This is a genomic window from Streptomyces sp. BRA346 (assembly GCF_052851135.1).
In genome coordinates, this window is sequence record NZ_JAIWIH010000005.1 from 626,466 (window position 1) to 646,741 (window position 20,276).

The window sequence follows — 20,276 nt, forward strand, 5'->3', positions numbered from 1 at the left end:
GTGCGGTGTCATAGGCTTCCCGGGTGGAGCCAGATCTGTTCACCGCCGCCGCCGAGGACCGCCAGGAGAAGGACCCGTCCAGCAGTCCGCTGGCCGTGCGCATGCGACCGCGCACGCTGGACGAGGTCGTGGGGCAGCAGCATCTGCTGCGTCCCGGATCGCCGTTGCGGAGACTGGTCGGCGAGGGCAGCGGAGGACCGGCCGGGCCGTCCTCGGTGCTGCTGTGGGGCCCGCCCGGCATCGGCAAGACCACCCTCGCGTACGTGGTCAGCCAGGCCACCCAGAAGCGGTTCGTGGAGCTGTCGGCGATCACCGCGGGGGTGAAGGAGGTGCGGGCCGTCATCGACGGGGCGCGCCGCTCCTCGGGGGCGTACGGCCGGGAGACCGTGCTCTTCCTGGACGAGATCCACCGCTTCAGCAAGGCGCAGCAGGATTCGCTGCTGCCCGCCGTGGAGAACCGCTGGGTCACCCTGATCGCGGCCACCACCGAGAACCCGTACTTCTCGGTGATCTCCCCGCTGCTGTCCCGCTCGCTGCTGCTCACCCTGGAGTCGCTCACCGACGACGATCTGCGCGGGCTGCTGCGCCGCGCGCTGGCCGACGAGCGGGGGCTCGGCGGCGCGGTCACCCTCCCCGACGAGGCCGAGGCGCATCTGCTGCGGATCGCGGGCGGCGACGCCCGGCGGGCGCTCACCGCCCTGGAGGCGGGGGCCGGATCGGCGATCGCCAAGGGCGAGGCGGAGATCACGCTGACCACGCTGGAGGAGGCGGTCGACCGGGCGGCGGTCACCTACGACCGCGCCGGTGATCAGCACTATGACGTGGCGAGCGCGCTCATCAAGTCGATCCGCGGCTCGGACGTGGACGCCGCGCTGCACTATCTGGCGCGGATGATCGAGGCGGGGGAGGACCCGCGGTTCATCGCGCGCCGGCTGATGATCTCGGCGAGCGAGGACATCGGGCTGGCCGACCCGACCGCCCTGCCCACCGCCGTGGCGGCGGCGCAGGCGGTCGCGATGATCGGCTTCCCCGAGGCCGCCCTGACGCTGAGCCACGCCACGATCGCGCTGGCGCTCGCGCCGAAGTCCAATGCGGCCACGACGGCGATCGGGGCGGCGCTGGCGGATGTCCGCGCGGGGCTCGCGGGCCCGGTGCCGCCGCATCTGCGGGACGGGCACTACAAGGGCGCCGAAAAGCTCGGCCACGCCCAGGGGTATCTGTATCCGCACGATCTGCCGGGCGGCATCGCGGCGCAGCAGTACGCGCCGGACAAGATCCACGGAAAGCGCTACTACGAGCCGACGCGGTACGGGGCGGAGGCCCGCTACGCGGATGTGGTCGAGCGGGTCCGGGCGCGGCTGCGCGGCGACCCGCCGCCGGAGTCCTCATAGCGCGGCCCTCCCGGACCCGCGCCCCGGGCCTAGCCGGCGGCCGCCTCGAACAGGGCGTGCATCGCGCGGCGCAGTTCGGAGACGCTCCGCACCGGCTCCGGGAAGTCGAAGCGCGCGTCGAACGGCTGGTCGGCGTCGTCCGTGAAGCGGACCCGCAGGCCGAACCGGTCGAGGGCCACGGGGACCGCGGGGCCGCGGGTGCACACCGTGGACGAGCGCTCGCCCAGCAGGGCGCACAGCCCGCGCACCTGGTCGCTGTGGGCCGCGTGGAGGTGCTGGAGCAGCTCGGCCTCGTGCGGGGCGAGCGGGTCGGGGGTGGCCTGCGCGAAGTCGTCCGGCTCGACGCCGTCCGCACCCCACAGGTCGTCCACGCAGGCCTCGCCGACCTCCAGCCGCAGCAGTGTCCAGGCGGCGGTCCGGCCGTGCGGCCCGGCGGCGGAGTCGGGCTGGAGGGTGTCCCCGAGGCCCAGCAGTTCGCCGACCGGATGGGCTTGAGCCAGCAGGGCCGCGCTCGCGGCGCGGTCGCCGCCGCGTACGGGGGTGAGCCAGCCGGCCACCCAGGCGCGGCCGCGGATGCGCTGGGGTATCGAGACCGGGGCGACATCCGTGATCTCCATCACGCAGGTCAGATCGTCGTCCTGCGCGTAGGCCGCGGCGCGGGCCGCCGGTGAGCCGCCGGAAACCAGCAACAGCACGTCGCCGTCCGGAGTGACGGCGCGGGCGGCCGGTCCGTCCATGCCGAGATCGTCGGGGACCTCGATTCCGGGAATCGTCAACGACGCCGTAGCCTTGGCATCTACGAGAGTCCGTACACGCTCTGCCGCAGTGGGCCGCAGGGCGTCTTCCTTGGGACGCGGCTGACCTTCCTGAAGGCTCTGACCAGTGCTGGGCAGGGGGATCCCAGGTCGAAACATGCGTACTCCTCGGCTAAGGTAAGGCTCACCTAACTTACATCGGAGGTCCGTTCCACGTGAACCAGTCGCGTCCCAAGGTCAAGAAGTCGCGCGCACTCGGCATCGCGCTGACGCCGAAGGCCGTCAAGTACTTCGAGGCCCGCCCCTACCCGCCCGGCGAGCACGGCCGTGGCCGCAAGCAGACCAGTGACTACAAGGTCCGGCTGCTGGAGAAGCAGCGTCTGCGCGCTCAGTACGACATCAGCGAGCGCCAGATGGTGCGTGCCTACGACCGCGCTCGGAAGGTCGAAGGCAAGACAGGCGAAGCCCTGATCATCGAGCTTGAGCGCCGTCTGGACGCGCTCGTCCTGCGGTCGGGAATCGCCCGCACGATCTACCAGGCCCGCCAGATGGTGGTCCACGGTCACATCGAGGTCAACGGCCGCAAGGTCGACAAGCCCTCCTTCCGGGTCAGCCCGGACGACGTGGTGATGGTCCGCGAGCGCAGCCGCGAGAAGCACCCCTTCCAGGTGGCCCGCGAGGGTGGCTACGCCCCCGACGGCGAGACCCCGCGCTACCTCCAGGTCAACCTGAAGGCCCTGGCCTTCCGCCTGGACCGGGACCCGAACCGCAAGGAGGTCCCGGTGATCTGCGACGAGCAGCTCGTCGTCGAGTACTACGCCCGCTGATCCAGCGGACGCCGCGTACTCATCCAGCCCGCGGGTTCCCCGTCGACCGGTGTGTCGAAGGGGAACCCGCGGGCTGTTTGGCCCGAGCGGAATGCGTTTCGGCCGGGCCTGTTCGGCGCGATAGGGTCGATACCTGCCGCCCGCGCCCGGATGACCGCCCGAGAACGCCGGGCGACGGACGACTCGAACGACGGACGACCTGAACAACGACGACCGACGTGATCGGCAGCAGGGAGCGGTGCAACGTGTCCGGTGGAGAGGTGGCCGGGATCCTCGTGGCCGTCTTCTGGGCGATCCTGGTGTCCTTCCTCGCCCTCGCCCTGGTGAGGCTCGCCCAGACGCTCAAGGCGGCGACCCGGCTGGTGGCGGAGGTGACCGAGCAGGCAGTGCCCTTGCTCAGCGAGGCGTCCGCGACCGTGCGCGAGGCGAATACCCAGCTCGCGCGCGTGGACTCGATCGCCTCCGACGTCCAGGAGGTCACCTCGAACGCCTCCGCGCTGTCGTCGACCGTCTCCTCCGCCTTCGGCGGACCGCTGGTCAAGGTCGCGGCGTTCGGCTACGGCGTCCGGCGCGCGATCGGCCGGAAGGCGGCTCCCGAAGACGCGCCCGCGCGCACCGGCACCGTCGTCATCGGCAAGACCTTGCCGTCCGCCCGCCGGGGCGGCCGCCGCAACCGTGGATCGAAGGGCTGAGAGACCGGATGTTCCGCCGCACATTCTGGTTCACCACCGGCGTCGCAGCCGGTGTGTGGGCCACCACCAAGGTCCAGCGCAAGCTCAATCAGCTCACCCCCGAGAGCCTGGCGGCGCAGGCCGCCGATCGGGCGGTGCTCGCCGGACGGCGGATCAAGGTCTTCGCGCTCGACGTGCGCGACGGCATGGCCGACCGCGAGGCGGCCCTCAAGGACGCCCTGGGCCTGACCTCGGCGCCGCCCGCCAACGACCTCACACAGCTGCCCGCCCAGCGCGGCCGGATCCAGCTCACCCACACGTCTCCCTACCCCTACCCGAACGCCCGAAATGAGGACCACTGATGGAGTCGGCTGAAATCCGCCGCCGCTGGCTGCGCTTCTTCGAGGAGCGCGGGCACACCGTCGTGCCGTCGGCGTCGCTCATCGCGGACGACCCGACCCTGCTGCTCGTCAACGCGGGCATGGTCCCCTTCAAGCCGTTCTTCCTGGGTGAGGTCCAGCCGCCCTACAAGCGCGCCGTGAGCGTGCAGAAGTGCGTGCGCACGCCGGACATCGAAGAGGTCGGCAAGACCACCCGGCACGGCACCTTCTTCCAGATGTGCGGCAACTTCTCGTTCGGCGACTACTTCAAGGAAGGGGCCATCACCTACGCCTGGGAGTTGCTCACCGGCTCCGTGGCGGACGGTGGCTACGGCCTCGACCCCGAGCGGCTCTGGATCACCGTCTACGAGCAGGACGACGAGGCCGAGCGCATCTGGCGCGACGTCGTCGGCGTCCCCTCGACACGGATCCAGCGCCTGGGCATGGGCCCCAACTACTGGTCCATGGGCGTCCCCGGCCCCTGCGGCCCCTGCTCCGAGATCAACTACGACCGTGGTCCGGAGTTCGGCGTGGAGGGCGGCCCGGCCGTCAACGACGAGCGCTACGTGGAGATCTGGAACCTGGTCTTCATGCAGTACGAGCGCGGGGCGGGCGAGGGCAAGGAGAACTTCCCGATCCTCGGCGAGCTGCCCAGCAAGAACATCGACACCGGCCTCGGCCTCGAGCGCCTCGCGATGATCCTCCAGGGCGTACAGAACATGTACGAGACCGACACCCTGCGCGTCGTGATGGACAAGGCCACCGAGCTGACCGGCGTCGTCTACGGCTCCTCCCATGACACCGACGTGTCCCTGCGCGTGGTCGCCGACCACATGCGCACCTCCGTCATGCTCATCGGCGACGGCGTCACCCCCGGCAACGAGGGCCGCGGCTACGTGCTGCGCCGCATCATGCGGCGCGCCATCCGCAACATGCGCATCCTCGGCGCCGCCGAGCCGGTCGTCGGCGAGCTGGTGGACACCGTCCTGAAGACGATGGGCCAGCAGTACCCGGAGCTGCTGACCGACCGCAAGCGCATCGAGACCGTCGCGCTCGCCGAGGAGTCGGCCTTCCTGAAGACCCTCAAGGCCGGCACCAACATCCTCGACACCGCCGTCACCGACACCAAGGCCGCGGGCGGCTCGGTGCTCCCCGGCGACAAGGCGTTCCTGCTCCACGACACCTGGGGCTTCCCGATCGACCTCACCCTGGAGATGGCCGCCGAACAGGGCCTCTCGGTGGACGAGGACGGTTTCCGCCGCCTGATGCGGGAGCAGCGGGAGCGCGCCAAGGCCGACGCCAAGGCCAAGAAGACCGGCCACGCCGACCTGTCCGCCTACCGCGAGGTCGCCGACACCTCAGGCTCCACGGAGTTCACCGGCTACAGCGACACCTCCGGCGAGTCCACCGTCGTCGGCCTGCTGGTCGACGGGGTGTCCTCGCCCGCCGCCTCCGAGGGCGACGAGGTCGAGGTCGTCCTGGACCGCACCCCGTTCTACGCCGAGGGCGGCGGTCAGCTCGCCGACACCGGCAAGATCAAGCTGGCCTCCGGCGCCGTCGTCGAGGTGCGGGACGTCCAGCAGCCGGTGCCCGGCGTCAGCGTGCACAAGGGCGTCGTCCAGGTCGGCGAGGTGACGGTCGGCTCCGGCGCGTACGCCGAGATCGACGTCAAGCGCCGCCGGGCCATCGCCCGCGCCCACAGCGCCACCCACCTCACCCACCAGGCGCTGCGCGACGCGCTCGGCCCGACCGCCGCCCAGGCCGGTTCGGAGAACTCGCCCGGCCGCTTCCGCTTCGACTTCGGCTCGCCGTCCGCCGTCCCCGGCGGGGTGCTCACCGACGTCGAGCAGAAGATCAACGAGGTGCTCTCCCGCGAACTCGACGTCACCGCCGAGGTGATGAGCATGGACGACGCCAAGAAGCAGGGCGCCATCGCCGAGTTCGGCGAGAAGTACGGCGACCGGGTGCGCGTGGTGACCATCGGCGACTTCTCCAAGGAGCTGTGCGGCGGTACGCACGTCCACAACACCGCCCAGCTGGGCCTGGTGAAGCTGCTCGGCGAGTCCTCCATCGGCTCCGGTGTGCGCCGCGTGGAGGCCCTGGTGGGCGTGGACGCGTACAACTTCCTCGCCCGTGAGCACACGGTCGTCTCCCAGCTGACCGACCTGGTCAAGGGCCGTCCCGAGGAGCTTCCGGAGAAGATCTCCGGCATGCTCACCAAGCTCCGGGACGCCGAGAAGGAGATCGAGCGGTTCCGCGCCGAGAAGGTGCTCCAGGCCGCCGCCGGGCTCGCCGAGGGCGCCAAGGACGTCCGCGGTGTCACCCTGGCCACCGGCCGGGTGCCGGACAGCACGAGCGCCGACGACCTGCGCAAGCTGGTGCTGGACGTGCGCGGACGGCTGGACCAGAAGTCGGGGGCCGTCGACCGGCCCGCCGTCGTCGCCCTGTTCACCGTGGGAGGCGGCCGCCCGCTGACCGTCATCGCCACCAACGAGGCGGCCCGCGAGCGCGGCCTCAAGGCCGGTGACCTGGTCCGCACCGCCGCCAAGACGCTCGGCGGCGGAGGCGGCGGCAAGCCGGACGTCGCCCAGGGCGGCGGCCAGAACCCGGACGCCGTCGGCGACGCCATCGAGGCCGTCGAGCGGCTCGTCGCGGAATCGGGCCAGTAACCGTGCGGCGCGGCCGGCGCATCGCCATCGACGTCGGGGACGCCCGCATCGGGGTCGCCTCGTGCGACCCCGACGGGATCCTCGCCACCCCCGTGGAGACCGTGCCGGGACGCGACATCCCGGCCGCCCACAAGCGGCTGGCGGCCCTCGTCGAGGAGTACGAGCCCATCGAGGTGGTGATCGGTCTCCCGCGCTCGCTCAACGGGCGCGAGGGGCCGGCCGCGGCCAAGGTGCGCACCTTCGCCCGCGAGCTGGCGCGGCGGGTCCAGCCGGTGTCCGTGCGGCTGGTCGACGAGCGTATGACGACCGTCACAGCGGCGCATGGCCTCCGGGCGTCCGGGGTGTCGTCCAAGAAGGGCCGTTCGGTCGTTGACCAGGCAGCCGCTGTGGTCATTTTGCAGAGCGCGCTGGAGACCGAGCGGGCCTCCGGCCGGGCGCCGGGCGAGGCCGTCGAAGTGGTCATCTGATCGCGATACGGTAACGTTCCGCGCGACATGGCAGCCGTCGCTTGTGCCGCGAGCGCACCGGGCGGCTGCCACCGCCATCGCTAGGGGTTCGATGACTGAGTACGGCCGGGGACCCGGCTCCCAACCGTGGCATCCCGAGGACCCGTTGTACGGGGACCAGGGGTGGGGCGGCCACCAGGCCGTGACCGGTCAGGACCCGTACCCGCAGGACCCGAACGATCCGTACGGGCAGGTCCCCTACCCCCGCGACGGTTACGCGCAGGACGGTTACGCCCCGGGCGTCCACGGCCAGGACCTCTACGGGCAGGACCCGTACGGGCACCAGCAGTACCCGCACGGATACCCGCAGGACGCGCAGCCGTTCCCGCAGCAGCAACAGCAGCCCGCTTGGGACCAGCAGGGACAGCAGCTCCAGCAGGGACAGCAGGCACAACAGGGACAGCAGGCACAACAGGGTTACGACACCGGCGGCTGGAACGGCTCGTACGGCGCCGGGATGGACCCGAACGACCCGTACGGCTACGCGGCCCAGGGCGGCGTCCAGGAGGGCTTCCCGCAGCAGGCGGCGCACGAGCCGCCGCCGCAGGGGGACGCGCAGATGCCGGGGGAGACCCAGCAGATGCCCCAGGTGCCGCAGGAGGTGGCCGAGGAGCCGCGGGAGGCCCCGCAGGACCGCCCGGACGACCATCCGTTCTTCCGGAACGACAGTGGTGCCGACGGCGGCGACAGCGCGGCGGACGACGACGGGGACGCCGCCTCCGAGGGCCGCTCGAAGAAATCCAAGAAGTCCAAGAAATCCCAGAAGGAGTCCGGGGCCAAGCGCCGCAGCGGGGTCGCCTGCCTCTTCGTCACCGTCGTCCTGGTGGGCGCCGTCGGCGGAGGCGGCTACTTCGCGTACGACTTCTGGCAGACCCGCTTCGGCCCGGCGCCGGACTACGCGGGCCAGGGCACCGGTCAGGTCGAGGTGGAGGTTCCCGACGGTTCCGGCAATGCCGAAATCGGCAGCATCCTGGCCGAAAAGGGCGTGGTGAAGAGCAGCGGCGCATTCGTGGAAGCCGTCGAGGACAGCGGTAAGTTCGTCCAGCCCGGCAGCTACAGCCTCCGCAAGGAAATGTCCGGCGCGGCCGCGGTGAAGCTGATGCTCAGCCCCGCGGGCAACAATGCCCTGATCGTCACCGAGGGCATGCGCGACGTCGCGGTCTACGCGGCGATCGACAAGAAGACCGGCGTCAAGGCGGGCACCACGGCGGGCGTTGCCAAGAAGCAGGCCAAGAGCCTCGGGCTGCCTTCCTGGGCGAACGACAATGCGAAGATCAAGGATCCGCTGGAAGGATTCCTCTACCCGTCCCGCTACAGCGTGGCCAAGAACGCCAAGCCCGCGGACGTGCTGCGCAAGATGGTCGCCGAGGCCAAGCGGAACTACGCGCGGTACGACCTGGAGGGCAAGGCCAAGGCGGAGGGCCTCGACTCCCCGCTCCAGCTGCTCACCGTGGCGAGCCTGGTCCAGGCGGAGGGCATCACCCACAGCGACTTCCGGCAAATGGCCGAGGTGGTCTACAACCGGCTCGAGGTCGGCAACACCCAGACCAATGGCAAGCTGGAATTCGACTCGACGTACAACTACATCAAGAACCAGAGCAAGCTCGATATCCCGATCAGTGAGATCAAGGGATACGACAACCCGTACAACACCTACTTCTACAAGGGGCTGCCGCCCGGACCGATCGGCAATCCGGGGGCGGACGCGCTGAAGGCGTCCATGAATCCGACCGACAACGGGTGGTTCTATTTCATCTCGCTCGACGGCAAGACGAGCGAGTTCTCCAAGACCTACGCGGAGCACCAGAAGTTGGTCGACAAGTTCAACAAGCAGCGCAGGAACAACTGAGGAAGCCATGTCCCACACCCGCCGCGCGGCCGTGCTCGGCTCGCCGGTCGCCCACTCCCTGTCCCCGGCGCTGCACAACGCCGCGTACCGGAAGCTGGGCCTCGACGGCTGGACCTACGGCGCCGTCGAACTGGACGAGGCCGCGCTGCCCGGCTTCTTCGAGCGGATCGGCGGGCCGGGGGAGCAGGGCTGGGCGGGGTTCTCGGTGACCATGCCGCTCAAGCGCGCGGTCATCCCGCTGCTGGACCGCATCAGCGACACGGCGGCCTCGGTGGAGGCGGTCAACACCGTCGTCCTGACCGACGACGGCCGACGACTCGGCGACAACACCGACATCCCGGGCATGGTGGCGGCGCTCGCGGAGCGCGGCGTCCGGCGCGTGGAGCGGGCCGCCGTCCTGGGGGCCGGGGCCACCGCCTCCTCCGCGCTGGCCGCGCTCGCCCGCATCTGCGACGGCGAGGTCACCGCGTACGTCCGCAGCGACGCCCGGGCGGCCGAGATGCGGCAGTGGGGCGAGCGGCTCGGCGTGCCGGTGCGCACGGCGGACTGGGCCGCCGCGACCGATGCGTTCGACGCCCCGCTGGTGATCGCCACCACCCCCGCCGGGACGACCGACGCGCTCGCCGCGTCCGTCCCCGAGCGCCCCGGCACGCTCTTCGACGTGCTCTACGACCCCTGGCCGACCGCGCTGGCCGCCGCCTGGTCGGCGCGTGGCGGCGCCGTGGTCGGCGGGCTCGACCTGCTGGTCCACCAGGCCGTGCCGCAGGTCGAGCAGATCACCGGATGCGCCCCGGCACCGCTCGCCGCGATGCGCGAGGCGGGCGAGGCGGCCCTCGCCGCCCGCTCCTGACACCCGCGCCGTGTCTCACACCCAGGTCCGTCTGGTGGACCACCACCCCGGGCCCTCCGGCGGACGTGGGAGGATCGGAGGGAGGCGGGCCAGGGCCGCACCAGGTCCCGCCGCTACACGTCGAGGGGCAAGCATGAGGGAGCACCGTTGAGCAGGTTGCGCTGGCTGACCGCGGGGGAGTCGCACGGCCCCGCGCTTGTGGCGACGCTGGAGGGGCTGCCCGCAGGGGTGCCGATCACCACCGACATGGTGGCGGACGCCCTCGCGCGGCGCCGTCTCGGCTACGGCCGCGGGGCGCGGATGAAGTTCGAGCGCGACGAGGTCACCTTCATCGGCGGCGTCCGGCACGGCCTCACCCTCGGCTCGCCGGTCGCGATCATGGTCGGCAACACCGAGTGGCCCAAGTGGGAACAGGTCATGGCCGCCGACCCGGTCGACCCCGAGATCCTGGACGGGCTGGCCCGCAACGCGCCGCTGACCCGCCCCCGCCCCGGCCACGCCGACCTGGCCGGGATGCAGAAGTATGGCTTCGACGAGGCCCGGCCCATCCTGGAGCGCGCCAGCGCCCGCGAGACCGCCGCCCGCGTCGCCCTCGGCACCGTCGCCCGCTCCTACCTCAAGGAGACGGCCGGGATCGAGATCGTCTCCCATGTGACCGAGCTGGCCGCGGCCAAGGCCCCGTACGGCGTCTACCCCAAGCCGTCCGACGTCGAGCGGCTCGACGCCGACCCGGTGCGCTGCCTGGACGCCGACGCGAGCAAGGCGATGGTGGCCGAGATCGACCAGGCCCACAAGGACGGCGACACCCTCGGCGGCGTCGTCGAGGTGCTGGCGTACGGCGTGCCGGTGGGCCTCGGCTCGCATGTGCACTGGGACCGCCGGCTGGACGCGCGGCTGGCCGCCGCGCTGATGGGCATCCAGGCCATCAAGGGCGTCGAGGTCGGCGACGGCTTCGACCTCGCCCGGGTGCCCGGCTCCCAGGCGCACGACGAGATCGTGTCGACCGACGAGGGCATCAAGCGCTCCTCCGGCCGCTCCGGCGGCACCGAGGGCGGGCTGACCACGGGTGAGCTGCTGCGGGTGCGGGCCGCGATGAAGCCGATCGCGACCGTGCCCCGCGCGCTGGCCACGATCGACGTCACCACCGGCGAGGCCACCAAGGCCCACCACCAGCGCTCGGACGTGTGCGCGGTGCCCGCCGCGGGCATCGTCGCCGAGGCCATGGTCGCCCTGGTGCTGGCGGACGCGGTCGCCGAGAAGTTCGGCGGCGACTCGGTCGCCGAGACCCGCCGCAACGTGCGGGGCTTCCTCGACAGCCTGGCCATCCGGTGAGCGGCTCCAGCGCGCCGGAGGGGCCCGCGGCCGTCCTGGTCGGACCCATGGGCGTCGGGAAGAGCACCGTCGGACGGGTGCTCGCGGAGCGGCTGGGCACCACGTTCCGCGACACCGACACCGACATCGTGGAGACGGCGGGCAAGGAGATCTCCGAGATCTTCATCGACGAGGGCGAACCCCACTTCCGCGAGCTGGAGCGGCAGGCCGTGGCGACCGCCGTCGCCGGGCACCCGGGCGTGCTGGCGCTCGGCGGCGGCGCGATCCTCGACCCGGGCACCCGCGCCCTGCTCACCGGCCTCCCGGTGGTCTTCCTGGAGATGGGCGTCGCCGAGGCCGTCAAGCGCACCGGCCTGGACGCCCCCCGCCCGCTGCTCGCCGTCAACCCCCGCCAGCGCTGGCGGGAGCTGATGGAGCAGCGCCGCCCGCTGTACACCGAAGTCGCCCGGGCCGTCGTGACGACCGAGGGCCGCACCCCCGACGAGGTCGCCGACGCCGTCATGGACGCACTGGAGCTGAAGAAGGCATGAGCACCGAAACCCCCACGCGCATCCAGGTCGGCGGCACCGCGGGCACCGCGCCGTACGAGGTCCTGGTCGGCCGGCAGCTCCTCGGCGAGCTGCCCGGTCTGATCGGGGAGGGGACCAAGCGCGTCGCCGTCCTGCACCCTGAGGCGCTCGCCGAGACCGGTGAGGCGATCCGCCAGGACCTCGCCGACCAAGGGTACGAGGCCATCGCGATCCAGCTGCCGAACGCGGAGGAGGCCAAGACCGCCGAGGTCGCCGCGTACTGCTGGAAGGCGCTCGGCCAGACCGGCTTCACTCGCAGCGACGTCATCGTCGGCGTCGGCGGCGGCGCGACCACCGACCTCGCCGGGTTCGTCGCCGCGACCTGGCTGCGCGGGGTGCGCTGGATCGCCGTCCCGACGACCGTGCTCGGCATGGTCGACGCGGCGGTCGGCGGCAAGACCGGCATCAACACCGCCGAGGGCAAGAACCTCGTCGGCGCCTTCCACCCCCCGGCCGGGGTGCTGTGCGACTTGGCCGCGCTGGACTCGCTGCCGGTCAACGACTACATCAGCGGCCTCGCCGAGGTCATCAAGGCCGGATTCATCGCCGACCCGGCCATCCTGGAGCTGATCGAGCGGGACCCGGCCGCGGCCCGCGTCCCCGGCGGTCCGCACACCGCCGAGCTGATCGAGCGCTCCATCCGGGTCAAGGCCGAGGTCGTCTCCAGCGACCTCAAGGAATCCGGCCTGCGCGAGATCCTCAACTACGGGCACACCCTCGCGCACGCCATCGAGAAGAACGAGCGCTACAACTGGCGGCACGGCGCCGCCGTCTCCGTCGGCATGGTCTTCGCCGCCGAACTGGGCCGTCTCGCGGGCCGCCTGGACGACGCCACCGCCGACCGGCACCGCGCGGTCCTGGAGTCCGTCGGCCTGCCGCTGACCTACCGCGGCGACCAGTGGCCCAAGTTGCTGGAGACCATGAAGGTCGACAAGAAGTCCCGCGGTGACCTGCTGCGTTTCATCGTGCTGGACGGCATCGCCAAGCCGACCGTGCTGGAAGGGCCGGACCCGGCGGTGCTGCTCGCGGCGTACGGGGAGATCTCCCGGGACAGCGCGCAGGGCTGACCCGGTTCGGTCACAAGTGTGTCATCGCCAGGGAAGCCCGCGGCACCGCCGCGGGCTTTCCAACACCCCGGCAGGTGCCCGCAGTTGCGGGCCTGTCCGGACGAATTGCCTGGCTGACGCGCCAAGACGGGCACGCATCGGGTTTCCGGGGCGTTCACACAGCGGCGGCCTGGGCAGGTACCGTTCGGTAGGAGCGGCCTCAGCGCCGCGTCACCACGCGACAGTTGTCCGTCACGACTGCCGCCTGTACGAGACGGAGTGCCACCGGATGCAGCACGCAGTGGGAGCTCCGCTGCCACCGTCCCACCGGCCGGCGGGGCAGGGGCACGGGCCGCAGGACGCAGGCTGGGCCCAGAGCGCGAGTCAGCCCCCCGGTCCCCCTCCGCACCACCCGGCCCCGCCCGTACCTCCGATGCCCACCCCACCGGCCCAGCCCGCGCACCCCGCCGCGCCCGTGCCGCCGGTGCCCGTGCCCCCGGTGCCCGCACCGCCCGCGCCCGCGCCTCCGGTGGCGGGCCATCCGCAGACCGGGCACCCCACCCCGCAGCCGCCCGTCGAGCAGCCCGGCACCACCGGCCATATCCAGCTGCCGCCCGGCGGGCCCGTCCCGCTGCCGCACCCGCCCGCCGACCCGGCGATGGCCGACGCCTCGCAGGCCGCCGTCGCCGTGCTGCTCATCGGACCGGCCGGAGCGGGCAAGACCACCGTCGCCCGCTACTGGGCCGACCGCCGCCGGGTCCCGACCGCCCACATCAGCCTGGACGACGTCCGCGAATGGGTCAGGTCGGGCTTCGCCAACCCCCAGTCGGGCTGGAACGAGAACTCCGAGGCGCAGTATCGTCTCGCCCGCCGCACCTGCGGCTTCGCCGCCCGCAACTTCCTCGCCAACGGCATCTCCTGCATCCTCGACGACGCCGTCTTCCCGGACCGCCCCGTCGTCGGCCTCGGCGGCTGGAAGCGGCACGTCGGCCCCGGACTCCTCCCCGTCGTGGTGCTGCCCGGCCTGGAAATCGTCCTGGAGCGGAACGCGGCCCGCAGCGGCAACCGCCGCCTCAGCGACGAAGAGGTCGCCCGCATCCACGGCCGGATGGCCGGGTGGTACGGCTCCGGGCTGCCGATCATCGACAACTCGACGTACGACGTGGAGACCACCGCCCGCATGCTGGACGAGGTAGTGGCCCGCTCCATCGCGAGCCCACCCACCTTCTGAGCACTCCCACCCACCTTCCGAGAGCCCCAGGGGACGGGGACCCCATCCGGACCCGTCCGAACGGCCGGGGCGGGCCGGAGTGCGTACGCTCGGGGCATGTCCCAGGTGTACGCGGCCCGACGTGCCCGCCTGCACGACCAGTACGCGGCGGCCGGGAGCGAGGCCGCCCTGGTCTCCCGGCCCGCCAATGTGCGCTATCTGTGCGGCGACGCGCCCCCGGGCGCCACCCTGCTCCTCGGGCCCGTCCAGGACGTCCTGGTGGCGCCCGAGGCGTCGTCGTGGGGGCCGGGGGCGGGGCCGCATCCGGAGGATCTGCGGCTGCTCATGCTGTCCGGGCCGGACGGCGACCCGGCCGTGGCCGCCGCCGACCTGGCCGCGGCGGACGGCGCCGAGTCGCTGGCCGTCGAGGAGCACCATCTGACCGTGGCCCGCCACCGGGCGGTCGGCTCCGCCGCGCCGCGGCTGCACCTCGCCGACCTGGGGCGGGCCGTCGAGCAGCTGCGGATCGTCAAGGACGACGAGGAGATCTCCTGCATGCGGATCGCCGGGGAGCTGGCCGACCAGGCGCTCGGTGAGCTGCTGGAGTCGATCCTGGTGGGCCGTACCGAGCGTCATCTCGCGCTGGAGCTGGAGCGACGGCTGGTGGACCACGGGGCGGACGGACCGGCGTTCCCCACCGTGGTCGCCGCGGGGCCGCACGCGGGCCGGGCCGGTCATCTGCCCACCGACCGGCGGGTGGAGGAGGGCGATTTCCTCACCATCTGCCTGGGCGCCGACTACCGCGGGTACCGCTGCCAGGTGGGCCGTACGTTCGTCATCGGCCCCTCGCCCGCGGACTGGCAGGTCGAGCTGTACGACGTCGTCTTCGCCGCTCAGCGGGCCGGGCGGGAGGCGCTGCTGCCGGGCATGGCGTACCGGGACGTGGACCGGGTGACCCGTCAGGTGCTGGACGCCGCGGGCTACGGGGAGGGGCTGGAGACGCGTACCGGACACGGCGTGGGCCTTGAAATCGACGAGGACCCTCGGCTCTCGCCGTCGGCCATGGGTAAACTGGACGCTTGTGTGCCGGTCACCGTCGAACCGGGGGTCCACCTCCCGGGACGGGGCGGTGTCCGGATCGACGACACGCTCGTCGTCCGCCCCGAGGCGGACGGCGGACCCGAGCTACTCACCATCACGACCAAAGAGCTGCTCGCGCTGTAGTTCTGGCTGACAGTTTTCCGCTGGCGGCCCTGGCTGATAACGGCGCACCGCTGCTTTCTGGTCTCCACCAGCTGCAGTCCAGGAGATCCCGCAACCGTGGCATCCACGAACGACCTCAAGAACGGCATGGTGCTCAAGCTCGAAGGCGGCCAGCTCTGGTCCGTCGTCGAGTTCCAGCACGTCAAGCCCGGCAAGGGCCCTGCTTTCGTGCGCACCAAGCTCAAGAACGTGCTGTCCGGCAAGGTGGTCGACAAGACCTTCAACGCCGGCGTGAAGGTCGAGACGGCCAATGTCGACAAGCGCGGCATGCAGTTCTCGTACAAGGACGGCGAGAGCTTCGTGTTCATGGACATGGACACGTTCGACCAGATTTACGTCACCCCCGAGGTCGTCGGCGACAACGCCCGGTTTCTGCTCGAGGGTTTCGAGGCGGTCGTGGCGATGTACGAGGGCAACCCTCTGTATGTCGAGCTGCCCGCCGCCGTCGAGCTGGTGATCGAGTACACCGAGCCGGGCGTCCAGGGTGACCGCTCGACCGGTGGCTCCAAGCCCGCCAAGCTCGAGACCGGCTACGAGATCGGCGTCCCGCTGTTCATCACCACCGGTGAAAAGATCAAGGTCGACACCCGTTCCGGTGAGTACCTCGGTCGGGTGAACAACTAACCGTGGCTGCCCGCAACAAGGCCCGTAAGCGTGCCTTTCAGATCCTTTTCGAGGCCGACCAGCGTGGCAGCTCCGTGCAGACCGTCCTCGCGGACTGGATACGGCACGCCCGGACCGACGACCGGCAGCCGCCGGTCAGCGAATACACGATGCAGCTCGTCGAGGGGTACGCGGAGCACACCGCCCGGATCGACGAGCTGCTCGCCACCTACGCGGTGGGCTGGACGCTGGACCGGATGCCGGTCGTCGACCGGAACATCCTGCGGCTCGGCGCCTATGAGCTGGTGTGGGAGGACGCGACTCCGGACGCCGTGGTGATCGACGAGGCGGTGCAGCTCGCCAAGGAGTTCTCCACCGACGACTCGCCGTCGTTCGTCAACGGCCTGCTGGGCCGGCTCAAGGAGCTGAAGCCGGGGCTGCGCCGCGGCGAGGAGTCCCGCGACGGGGAGACCCGCGACCAGGAGACCCAGGCGTAGGGCGGTCGGCAGGACCCGTTACACAGCCGCCGGGGGCGGTGGAGGCCGTACGGCACTTCCACCGCCCCCGGCGGCACGTTTCTGCTGGTGGAGAGGGTGCGGGAGCGCGACGGGCGCGTCACACATCCTCGTGCTGGACCGCGCGGCGCGCGTCGGCGCCCAGCACTCCCCAGCTGATCAATTGTTCGGTCAGCACGGACGGCGACTGGTCGTAGATCACGGCGAGGGTGCGCAGATCGTCCTGACGGATCGAGAGCACCTTGCCGTTGTAGTCACCGCGCTGGCTCTGGATCGTGGCGGCGTACCGCTGGAGCGGGCCCGCCTTCTCGACCGGCACATGGGCCAGCCGCTCCAGGTCCAGCACCAGCTTCGGCGGCGGCTCGGCCGCCCCGGCCGGGCTGGTGCCCGGCAGCAGCTCCTGCACCGGGACGCCGTAGAAGTCGGCCAGTTCGGCGAGACGCTGGACGGTCACGGCGCGGTCGCCGCGCTCGTACGATCCCACCACCACGGCCTTCCACCGGCCCTGGGACTTCTCCTCGACGCCGTGAAGGGAGAGGCCCTGCTGGGTGCGGATGGCGCGGAGCTTGGCCCCGAGCTGTTTGGCGTATTCGCTGGACATAAAGCTCCCCGGACACTGAATCGACGTGCGGCTCGGCCGCGCGGCTGGTAACTCACTGTGAAGGTTACGTAGCGTAATCTCCATTCGTCAAGCCGAATGGAGCGGAGGGGCTCTCGCCAGGGGTGTTGACGAGCGCCCCATGCGCCCCTGCTACTGTGAATGGCGCAAATCCGACGTCCTTTAAGGTCCGTCCCGTGAGGCGGAGAAGGAGGTCCGTATCCATGGACGCACGTACCTCGGACGCCGCGCGTTCCGTGCTGGAAGCACCGGACATCGCGCGCGTTCTGACCCGCATCGCCCACGAGATCGTCGAGCGCGCCAAGGGCGCCGACGACGTGGTGCTGCTCGGCATCCCCACCCGCGGTGTCTTCCTCGCCCGGCGGCTGGCCGCCCGGCTGGAGGAGATCACCGGCAGGTCGCCCGGTGAGCTGCCGGTCGGCTCCCTCGACATCACGATGTACCGCGACGACCTGCGCCTGCGGCCCGCCCGCGCGCTGGCCCGCACCGACATCCCCGACGACGGCGTCGACGGCCGCCTGGTCGTCCTCGTCGACGACGTGCTCTTCTCCGGCCGCACCATCCGCGCCGCGCTCGACGCCCTCGGTGACATCGGGCGGCCGCGCGCCGTGCAGCTCGCGGTCCTCGTGGACCGCGGTCACCGGGAACTGCCGATCCGGGCCGACTACGTCGGCAAGAACCTCCCCACGTCGCTGCGGGAGACGGTCAAGGTCCAGCTCACCGAGGAGGACGGGCGCGACAGCGTGCTCCTCGGCCTGCGCGAGACCACCCCCGCGGACGGAAAGTAGCGCCCCGGCACCGACGGCGACGGCTCCCGGCGATCCCGGGTACCCGGCCGCGGTACCACCGGTGCGGGGCCCCACGGCCCCGCACCGGACCAGGCGCCTGCCCGCCCGCACGCCCGCACACCTCCTCAACCACGGAGCAACCGGATGAAGCGTCACCTCATCTCGGCCGCCGACCTCTCGCGCGACGACGCCGTCCTGATCCTCGACACCGCCGAGGAGCTGGCCCGGCTCGCCGACCGGCCGATCAAGAAGCTGCCGACCCTGCGCGGCCGCACCGTCGTGAACCTCTTCTTCGAGGACTCGACCCGCACCCGCATCTCCTTCGAGGCGGCCGCCAAGCGGCTGTCCGCCGACGTCATCAACTTCTCCGCCAAGGGCTCCTCGGTCTCCAAGGGCGAGTCCCTGAAGGACACCGCGCTCACCCTGGAGGCGATGGGCGCCGACGCCGTCGTCATCCGGCACCACTCCTCCGGCGCCCCGCACCGGCTCGCCACCTCCGGCTGGATCAACGGCTCGGTCGTCAACGCGGGCGACGGCACCCATGAGCACCCCACCCAGGCCCTGCTCGACGCGTTCACCATGCGCCGCCGCCTGGCCTCCGGGGCCTCCGGGGTGGGCCAGGACCTGTCCGGCCGCCGGATCACCATCGTCGGCGACGTGCTGCACAGCCGGGTCGCCCGCTCCAACGTCCACCTGCTGTCCACCCTCGGCGCCGACGTCACCCTGGTCGCCCCGCCCACGCTCGTCCCCTTCGGCGTCGAGAGCTGGCCCTGTGACGTCTCGTACGACCTGGACGCGGTGGTGGGCAAGTCCGACGCCGTGATGATGCTGCGGGTCCAGCGCGAGCGCATGAACGCCGCCTTCTTCCCCACCGAGCGCGAGTACGCGCGCCGCTACGGCCTGGACGCCGACCGGATGGCCCGCATGCCCGAGCACGCCATCGTCATGCACCCCGGGCCGATGAACCGCGGCATGGAGATCACCGCCGAGGTCGCCGACTCCGACCGCTGCACCGCCGTCGAGCAGGTCGCCAACGGCGTCTCGATCCGCATGGCCGTCCTGTACCTGCTGCTCGGCGGCAACGAGCCCGCCGTCACCGCCGCCCGCACCGAGGAGAACCAGTAACCATGAGCGACACGAACAAGACGCTGCTGCGCGGCGCGCAGGTGCTCGGCGGCGAGCCGCAGGACGTGCTGATCGAGGGCGAGCGCATCGCCGCCGTCGGCACCGGCCTCGACGCGGACGGCGCCACCGTGATCGACGCCGCCGGGCAGATCCTGCTGCCGGGCCTGGTCGACCTCCACACCCATCTGCGCGAGCCCGGCCGGGAGGACTCCGAGACCGTCCTCACCGGCACCAAGGCCGCCGCGGTCGGCGGCTTCACCGCCGTCCACGCCATGGCCAACACCTTCCCCGTAGCCGACACCGCGGGCGTCGTGGAGCAGGTGTGGCGGCTCGGCAAGGAGTCCGGCTACTGCGACGTGCAGCCCATCGGCGCCGTCACCGTCGGCCTGGAGGGCAAGAAGCTCGCAGAGCTGGGCGCCATGCACGAGTCCGCCGCCGGGGTCCGGGTCTTCTCCGACGACGGCAAGTGCGTCGACGACGCCGTGATCATGCGCCGCGCCCTGGAGTACGTGAAGGCGTTCGACGGCGTCATCGCCCAGCACGCCCAGGAGCCGCGGCTCACCGAGGGTGCCCAGATGAACGAGGGCATCGTCTCCGCCGAACTGGGCCTGGGCGGCTGGCCGGCCGTCGCCGAGGAGTCGATCATCGCCCGCGACGTGCTGCTCGCCGCGCACGTCGACTCCCGGGTGCACATCTGCCACCTGTCCACCGCGGGCTCGGTCGAGATCGTCCGCTGGGCCAAGTCCAAGGGCTGGCGGGTCACCGCCGAGGTCACCCCGCACCACCTGCTGCTCACCGACGAGCTGGTCCGCTCGTACAACCCCGTCTACAAGGTGAACCCGCCGCTGCGCACCGAGGCCGACGTCATGGCGCTGCGCGAGGCGCTCGCCGACGGCACCATCGACTGCGTCGCCACCGACCACGCCCCGCACCCGCACGAGGACAAGGACTGCGAGTGGGGCGCGGCGGCCATGGGCATGGTCGGCCTGGAGACCGCGCTGTCCGTCGTCCAGCACACCATGGTCGACACCGGGCTGCTGGACTGGGCGGGCGTCGCCGACCGGATGTCCACCCGCCCCTCCGCCATCGGCCGGCTCACCGGCCAGGGCCGCCCCATCGCCGCCGGGGAGCCCGCCAACCTCACCCTGCTGGACTCCGCTTACCGTGGTGAGGTGAACCCCGCGGGCTTCGCCTCCCGCAGCCGCAACACCCCCTACGAGGGCCGGGAACTGCCGGGCCGGGTGACGCACACCTTCCTGCGGGGCCGGGCGACGGTCGTGGACGGGAAACTGGCGTGATACCTCCAAC

The 20,276-nt window shown here is 71.7% G+C and carries 20 protein-coding genes; 18 read left to right on the forward strand and 2 right to left on the reverse strand.

Features of this window, described 5'->3' with window-relative positions; genetic code table 11:
* Nucleotides 1–23 precede the first annotated feature (23 nt).
* On the forward strand, nucleotides 24–1,391 hold the full coding sequence (locus tag LCH29_RS09580; protein WP_123098614.1) for a replication-associated recombination protein A: 1,368 nt from the start codon (nucleotides 24–26) through the stop codon (nucleotides 1,389–1,391).
* A gap of 29 nt (nucleotides 1,392–1,420) precedes the next feature.
* On the opposite strand, the gene LCH29_RS09585 is transcribed toward LCH29_RS09580, so the two are convergent.
* Nucleotides 1,421–2,167: a DUF2470 domain-containing protein gene (locus tag LCH29_RS09585; RefSeq protein ID WP_446461251.1), complete on the reverse strand. Its 747-nt coding sequence runs from the start codon at nucleotides 2,165–2,167 to the stop codon at nucleotides 1,421–1,423.
* 194 nt (nucleotides 2,168–2,361) lie between these two features.
* Between LCH29_RS09585 and rpsD the strand changes: the two genes are divergently transcribed.
* The 14 genes from rpsD to nusB all read left to right on the forward strand — a co-directional run bounded on the left by rpsD (nucleotide 2,362) and on the right by nusB (nucleotide 16,418).
* Entirely contained in the window at nucleotides 2,362–2,973 is a 612-nt protein-coding gene (gene rpsD / locus LCH29_RS09590) for a 30S ribosomal protein S4 (RefSeq protein ID WP_123098616.1), read from the forward strand.
* Nucleotides 2,974–3,218: 245 nt separating this feature from the next.
* Nucleotides 3,219–3,665, forward strand: coding sequence for a DUF948 domain-containing protein (locus LCH29_RS09595; RefSeq protein ID WP_009713640.1), 447 nt, complete (start codon nucleotides 3,219–3,221; stop codon nucleotides 3,663–3,665).
* Nucleotides 3,666–3,673: 8 nt separating this feature from the next.
* Nucleotides 3,674–4,006 (forward strand): DUF6167 family protein, encoded by a 333-nt coding sequence (locus LCH29_RS09600; protein WP_446461252.1) that lies wholly within the window; start codon nucleotides 3,674–3,676, stop codon nucleotides 4,004–4,006.
* On the forward strand, nucleotides 4,006–6,693 hold the full coding sequence (gene alaS, locus LCH29_RS09605; RefSeq protein ID WP_446461253.1) for an alanine--tRNA ligase: 2,688 nt from the start codon (nucleotides 4,006–4,008) through the stop codon (nucleotides 6,691–6,693). The genes LCH29_RS09600 and alaS overlap by 1 nt, the downstream gene beginning before the upstream one ends.
* 2 nt (nucleotides 6,694–6,695) lie before the next feature.
* Nucleotides 6,696–7,160 (forward strand): Holliday junction resolvase RuvX, encoded by a 465-nt coding sequence (ruvX, locus tag LCH29_RS09610; protein ID WP_055557549.1) that lies wholly within the window; start codon nucleotides 6,696–6,698, stop codon nucleotides 7,158–7,160.
* Nucleotides 7,161–7,251: 91 nt separating this feature from the next.
* Nucleotides 7,252–9,048, forward strand: a complete 1,797-nt coding sequence (gene mltG / locus LCH29_RS09615) for an endolytic transglycosylase MltG (RefSeq protein ID WP_446461254.1) — start codon at nucleotides 7,252–7,254, stop codon at nucleotides 9,046–9,048.
* A 7-nt stretch (nucleotides 9,049–9,055) separates the two neighbouring features.
* On the forward strand, nucleotides 9,056–9,898 hold the full coding sequence (locus LCH29_RS09620) for a shikimate dehydrogenase (RefSeq protein ID WP_446461255.1): 843 nt from the start codon (nucleotides 9,056–9,058) through the stop codon (nucleotides 9,896–9,898).
* A gap of 147 nt (nucleotides 9,899–10,045) precedes the next feature.
* Nucleotides 10,046–11,230: a chorismate synthase gene (aroC, locus tag LCH29_RS09625; protein WP_446461256.1), complete on the forward strand. Its 1,185-nt coding sequence runs from the start codon at nucleotides 10,046–10,048 to the stop codon at nucleotides 11,228–11,230.
* A 47-nt stretch (nucleotides 11,231–11,277) separates the two neighbouring features.
* The gene (locus LCH29_RS09630; RefSeq protein ID WP_446461303.1) at nucleotides 11,278–11,760 is read left to right on the forward strand and encodes a shikimate kinase; all 483 of its coding nucleotides are present in this window, start codon (nucleotides 11,278–11,280) and stop codon (nucleotides 11,758–11,760) included.
* Nucleotides 11,757–12,866, forward strand: coding sequence for a 3-dehydroquinate synthase (gene aroB / locus LCH29_RS09635; RefSeq protein ID WP_446461257.1), 1,110 nt, complete (start codon nucleotides 11,757–11,759; stop codon nucleotides 12,864–12,866). Before LCH29_RS09630 ends, aroB begins: the two co-directional genes overlap by 4 nt.
* 268 nt (nucleotides 12,867–13,134) lie before the next feature.
* Nucleotides 13,135–14,076 carry an AAA family ATPase gene (locus tag LCH29_RS09640; RefSeq protein WP_446461258.1) on the forward strand — a complete coding sequence of 314 codons (942 nt, stop codon included), beginning with the start codon at nucleotides 13,135–13,137 and terminating at the stop codon, nucleotides 14,074–14,076.
* A 96-nt stretch (nucleotides 14,077–14,172) separates the two neighbouring features.
* Nucleotides 14,173–15,279, forward strand: coding sequence for an aminopeptidase P family protein (locus LCH29_RS09645; protein WP_446461259.1), 1,107 nt, complete (start codon nucleotides 14,173–14,175; stop codon nucleotides 15,277–15,279).
* 96 nt (nucleotides 15,280–15,375) lie between these two features.
* Nucleotides 15,376–15,942 carry an elongation factor P gene (efp, locus tag LCH29_RS09650; protein ID WP_123105581.1) on the forward strand — a complete coding sequence of 189 codons (567 nt, stop codon included), beginning with the start codon at nucleotides 15,376–15,378 and terminating at the stop codon, nucleotides 15,940–15,942.
* 2 nt (nucleotides 15,943–15,944) lie between these two features.
* Nucleotides 15,945–16,418, forward strand: a complete 474-nt coding sequence (nusB, locus tag LCH29_RS09655; protein ID WP_446461260.1) for a transcription antitermination factor NusB — start codon at nucleotides 15,945–15,947, stop codon at nucleotides 16,416–16,418.
* A 118-nt stretch (nucleotides 16,419–16,536) separates the two neighbouring features.
* On the opposite strand, the gene bldD is transcribed toward nusB, so the two are convergent.
* A complete protein-coding gene (gene bldD, locus LCH29_RS09660; RefSeq protein ID WP_014056259.1) occupies nucleotides 16,537–17,037 on the reverse strand; it encodes a transcriptional regulator BldD in 501 nt (166 codons plus the stop codon).
* A 221-nt stretch (nucleotides 17,038–17,258) separates the two neighbouring features.
* Here bldD and pyrR point away from each other — a divergent pair, with 221 nt between their 5' ends.
* From pyrR to LCH29_RS09675, 3 genes are all read left to right on the forward strand, one after another.
* Complete coding sequence (gene pyrR / locus LCH29_RS09665; protein WP_446461261.1) at nucleotides 17,259–17,843, forward strand: bifunctional pyr operon transcriptional regulator/uracil phosphoribosyltransferase PyrR; 585 nt, start codon at nucleotides 17,259–17,261, stop codon at nucleotides 17,841–17,843.
* Between the two features lie 144 nt (nucleotides 17,844–17,987).
* Nucleotides 17,988–18,968 carry an aspartate carbamoyltransferase catalytic subunit gene (locus LCH29_RS09670; RefSeq protein ID WP_446461262.1) on the forward strand — a complete coding sequence of 327 codons (981 nt, stop codon included), beginning with the start codon at nucleotides 17,988–17,990 and terminating at the stop codon, nucleotides 18,966–18,968.
* Nucleotides 18,969–18,970: 2 nt separating this feature from the next.
* Nucleotides 18,971–20,266, forward strand: coding sequence for a dihydroorotase (locus LCH29_RS09675; RefSeq protein ID WP_446461263.1), 1,296 nt, complete (start codon nucleotides 18,971–18,973; stop codon nucleotides 20,264–20,266).
* Nucleotides 20,267–20,276 lie beyond the last annotated feature (10 nt).

Coding starts and splice junctions, on each gene's coding strand:
- LCH29_RS09600 (WP_446461252.1), top strand. CDS start 3,674: ATGTTCCGCCGCACATTCTGGTTCACCACCGGCGTCGCAGCCGGTGTG.
- alaS (WP_446461253.1), top strand. CDS start 4,006: ATGGAGTCGGCTGAAATCCGCCGCCGCTGGCTGCGCTTCTTCGAGGAG.
- mltG (WP_446461254.1), top strand. CDS start 7,252: ATGACTGAGTACGGCCGGGGACCCGGCTCCCAACCGTGGCATCCCGAG.
- LCH29_RS09620 (WP_446461255.1), top strand. CDS start 9,056: ATGTCCCACACCCGCCGCGCGGCCGTGCTCGGCTCGCCGGTCGCCCAC.
- LCH29_RS09630 (WP_446461303.1), top strand. CDS start 11,278: ATGGGCGTCGGGAAGAGCACCGTCGGACGGGTGCTCGCGGAGCGGCTG.
- aroB (WP_446461257.1), top strand. CDS start 11,757: ATGAGCACCGAAACCCCCACGCGCATCCAGGTCGGCGGCACCGCGGGC.
- LCH29_RS09640 (WP_446461258.1), top strand. CDS start 13,135: ATGCAGCACGCAGTGGGAGCTCCGCTGCCACCGTCCCACCGGCCGGCG.
- LCH29_RS09645 (WP_446461259.1), top strand. CDS start 14,173: ATGTCCCAGGTGTACGCGGCCCGACGTGCCCGCCTGCACGACCAGTAC.
- bldD (WP_014056259.1), bottom strand. CDS start 17,037: ATGTCCAGCGAATACGCCAAACAGCTCGGGGCCAAGCTCCGCGCCATC.
- pyrR (WP_446461261.1), top strand. CDS start 17,259: ATGGACGCACGTACCTCGGACGCCGCGCGTTCCGTGCTGGAAGCACCG.
- LCH29_RS09670 (WP_446461262.1), top strand. CDS start 17,988: ATGAAGCGTCACCTCATCTCGGCCGCCGACCTCTCGCGCGACGACGCC.
- LCH29_RS09675 (WP_446461263.1), top strand. CDS start 18,971: ATGAGCGACACGAACAAGACGCTGCTGCGCGGCGCGCAGGTGCTCGGC.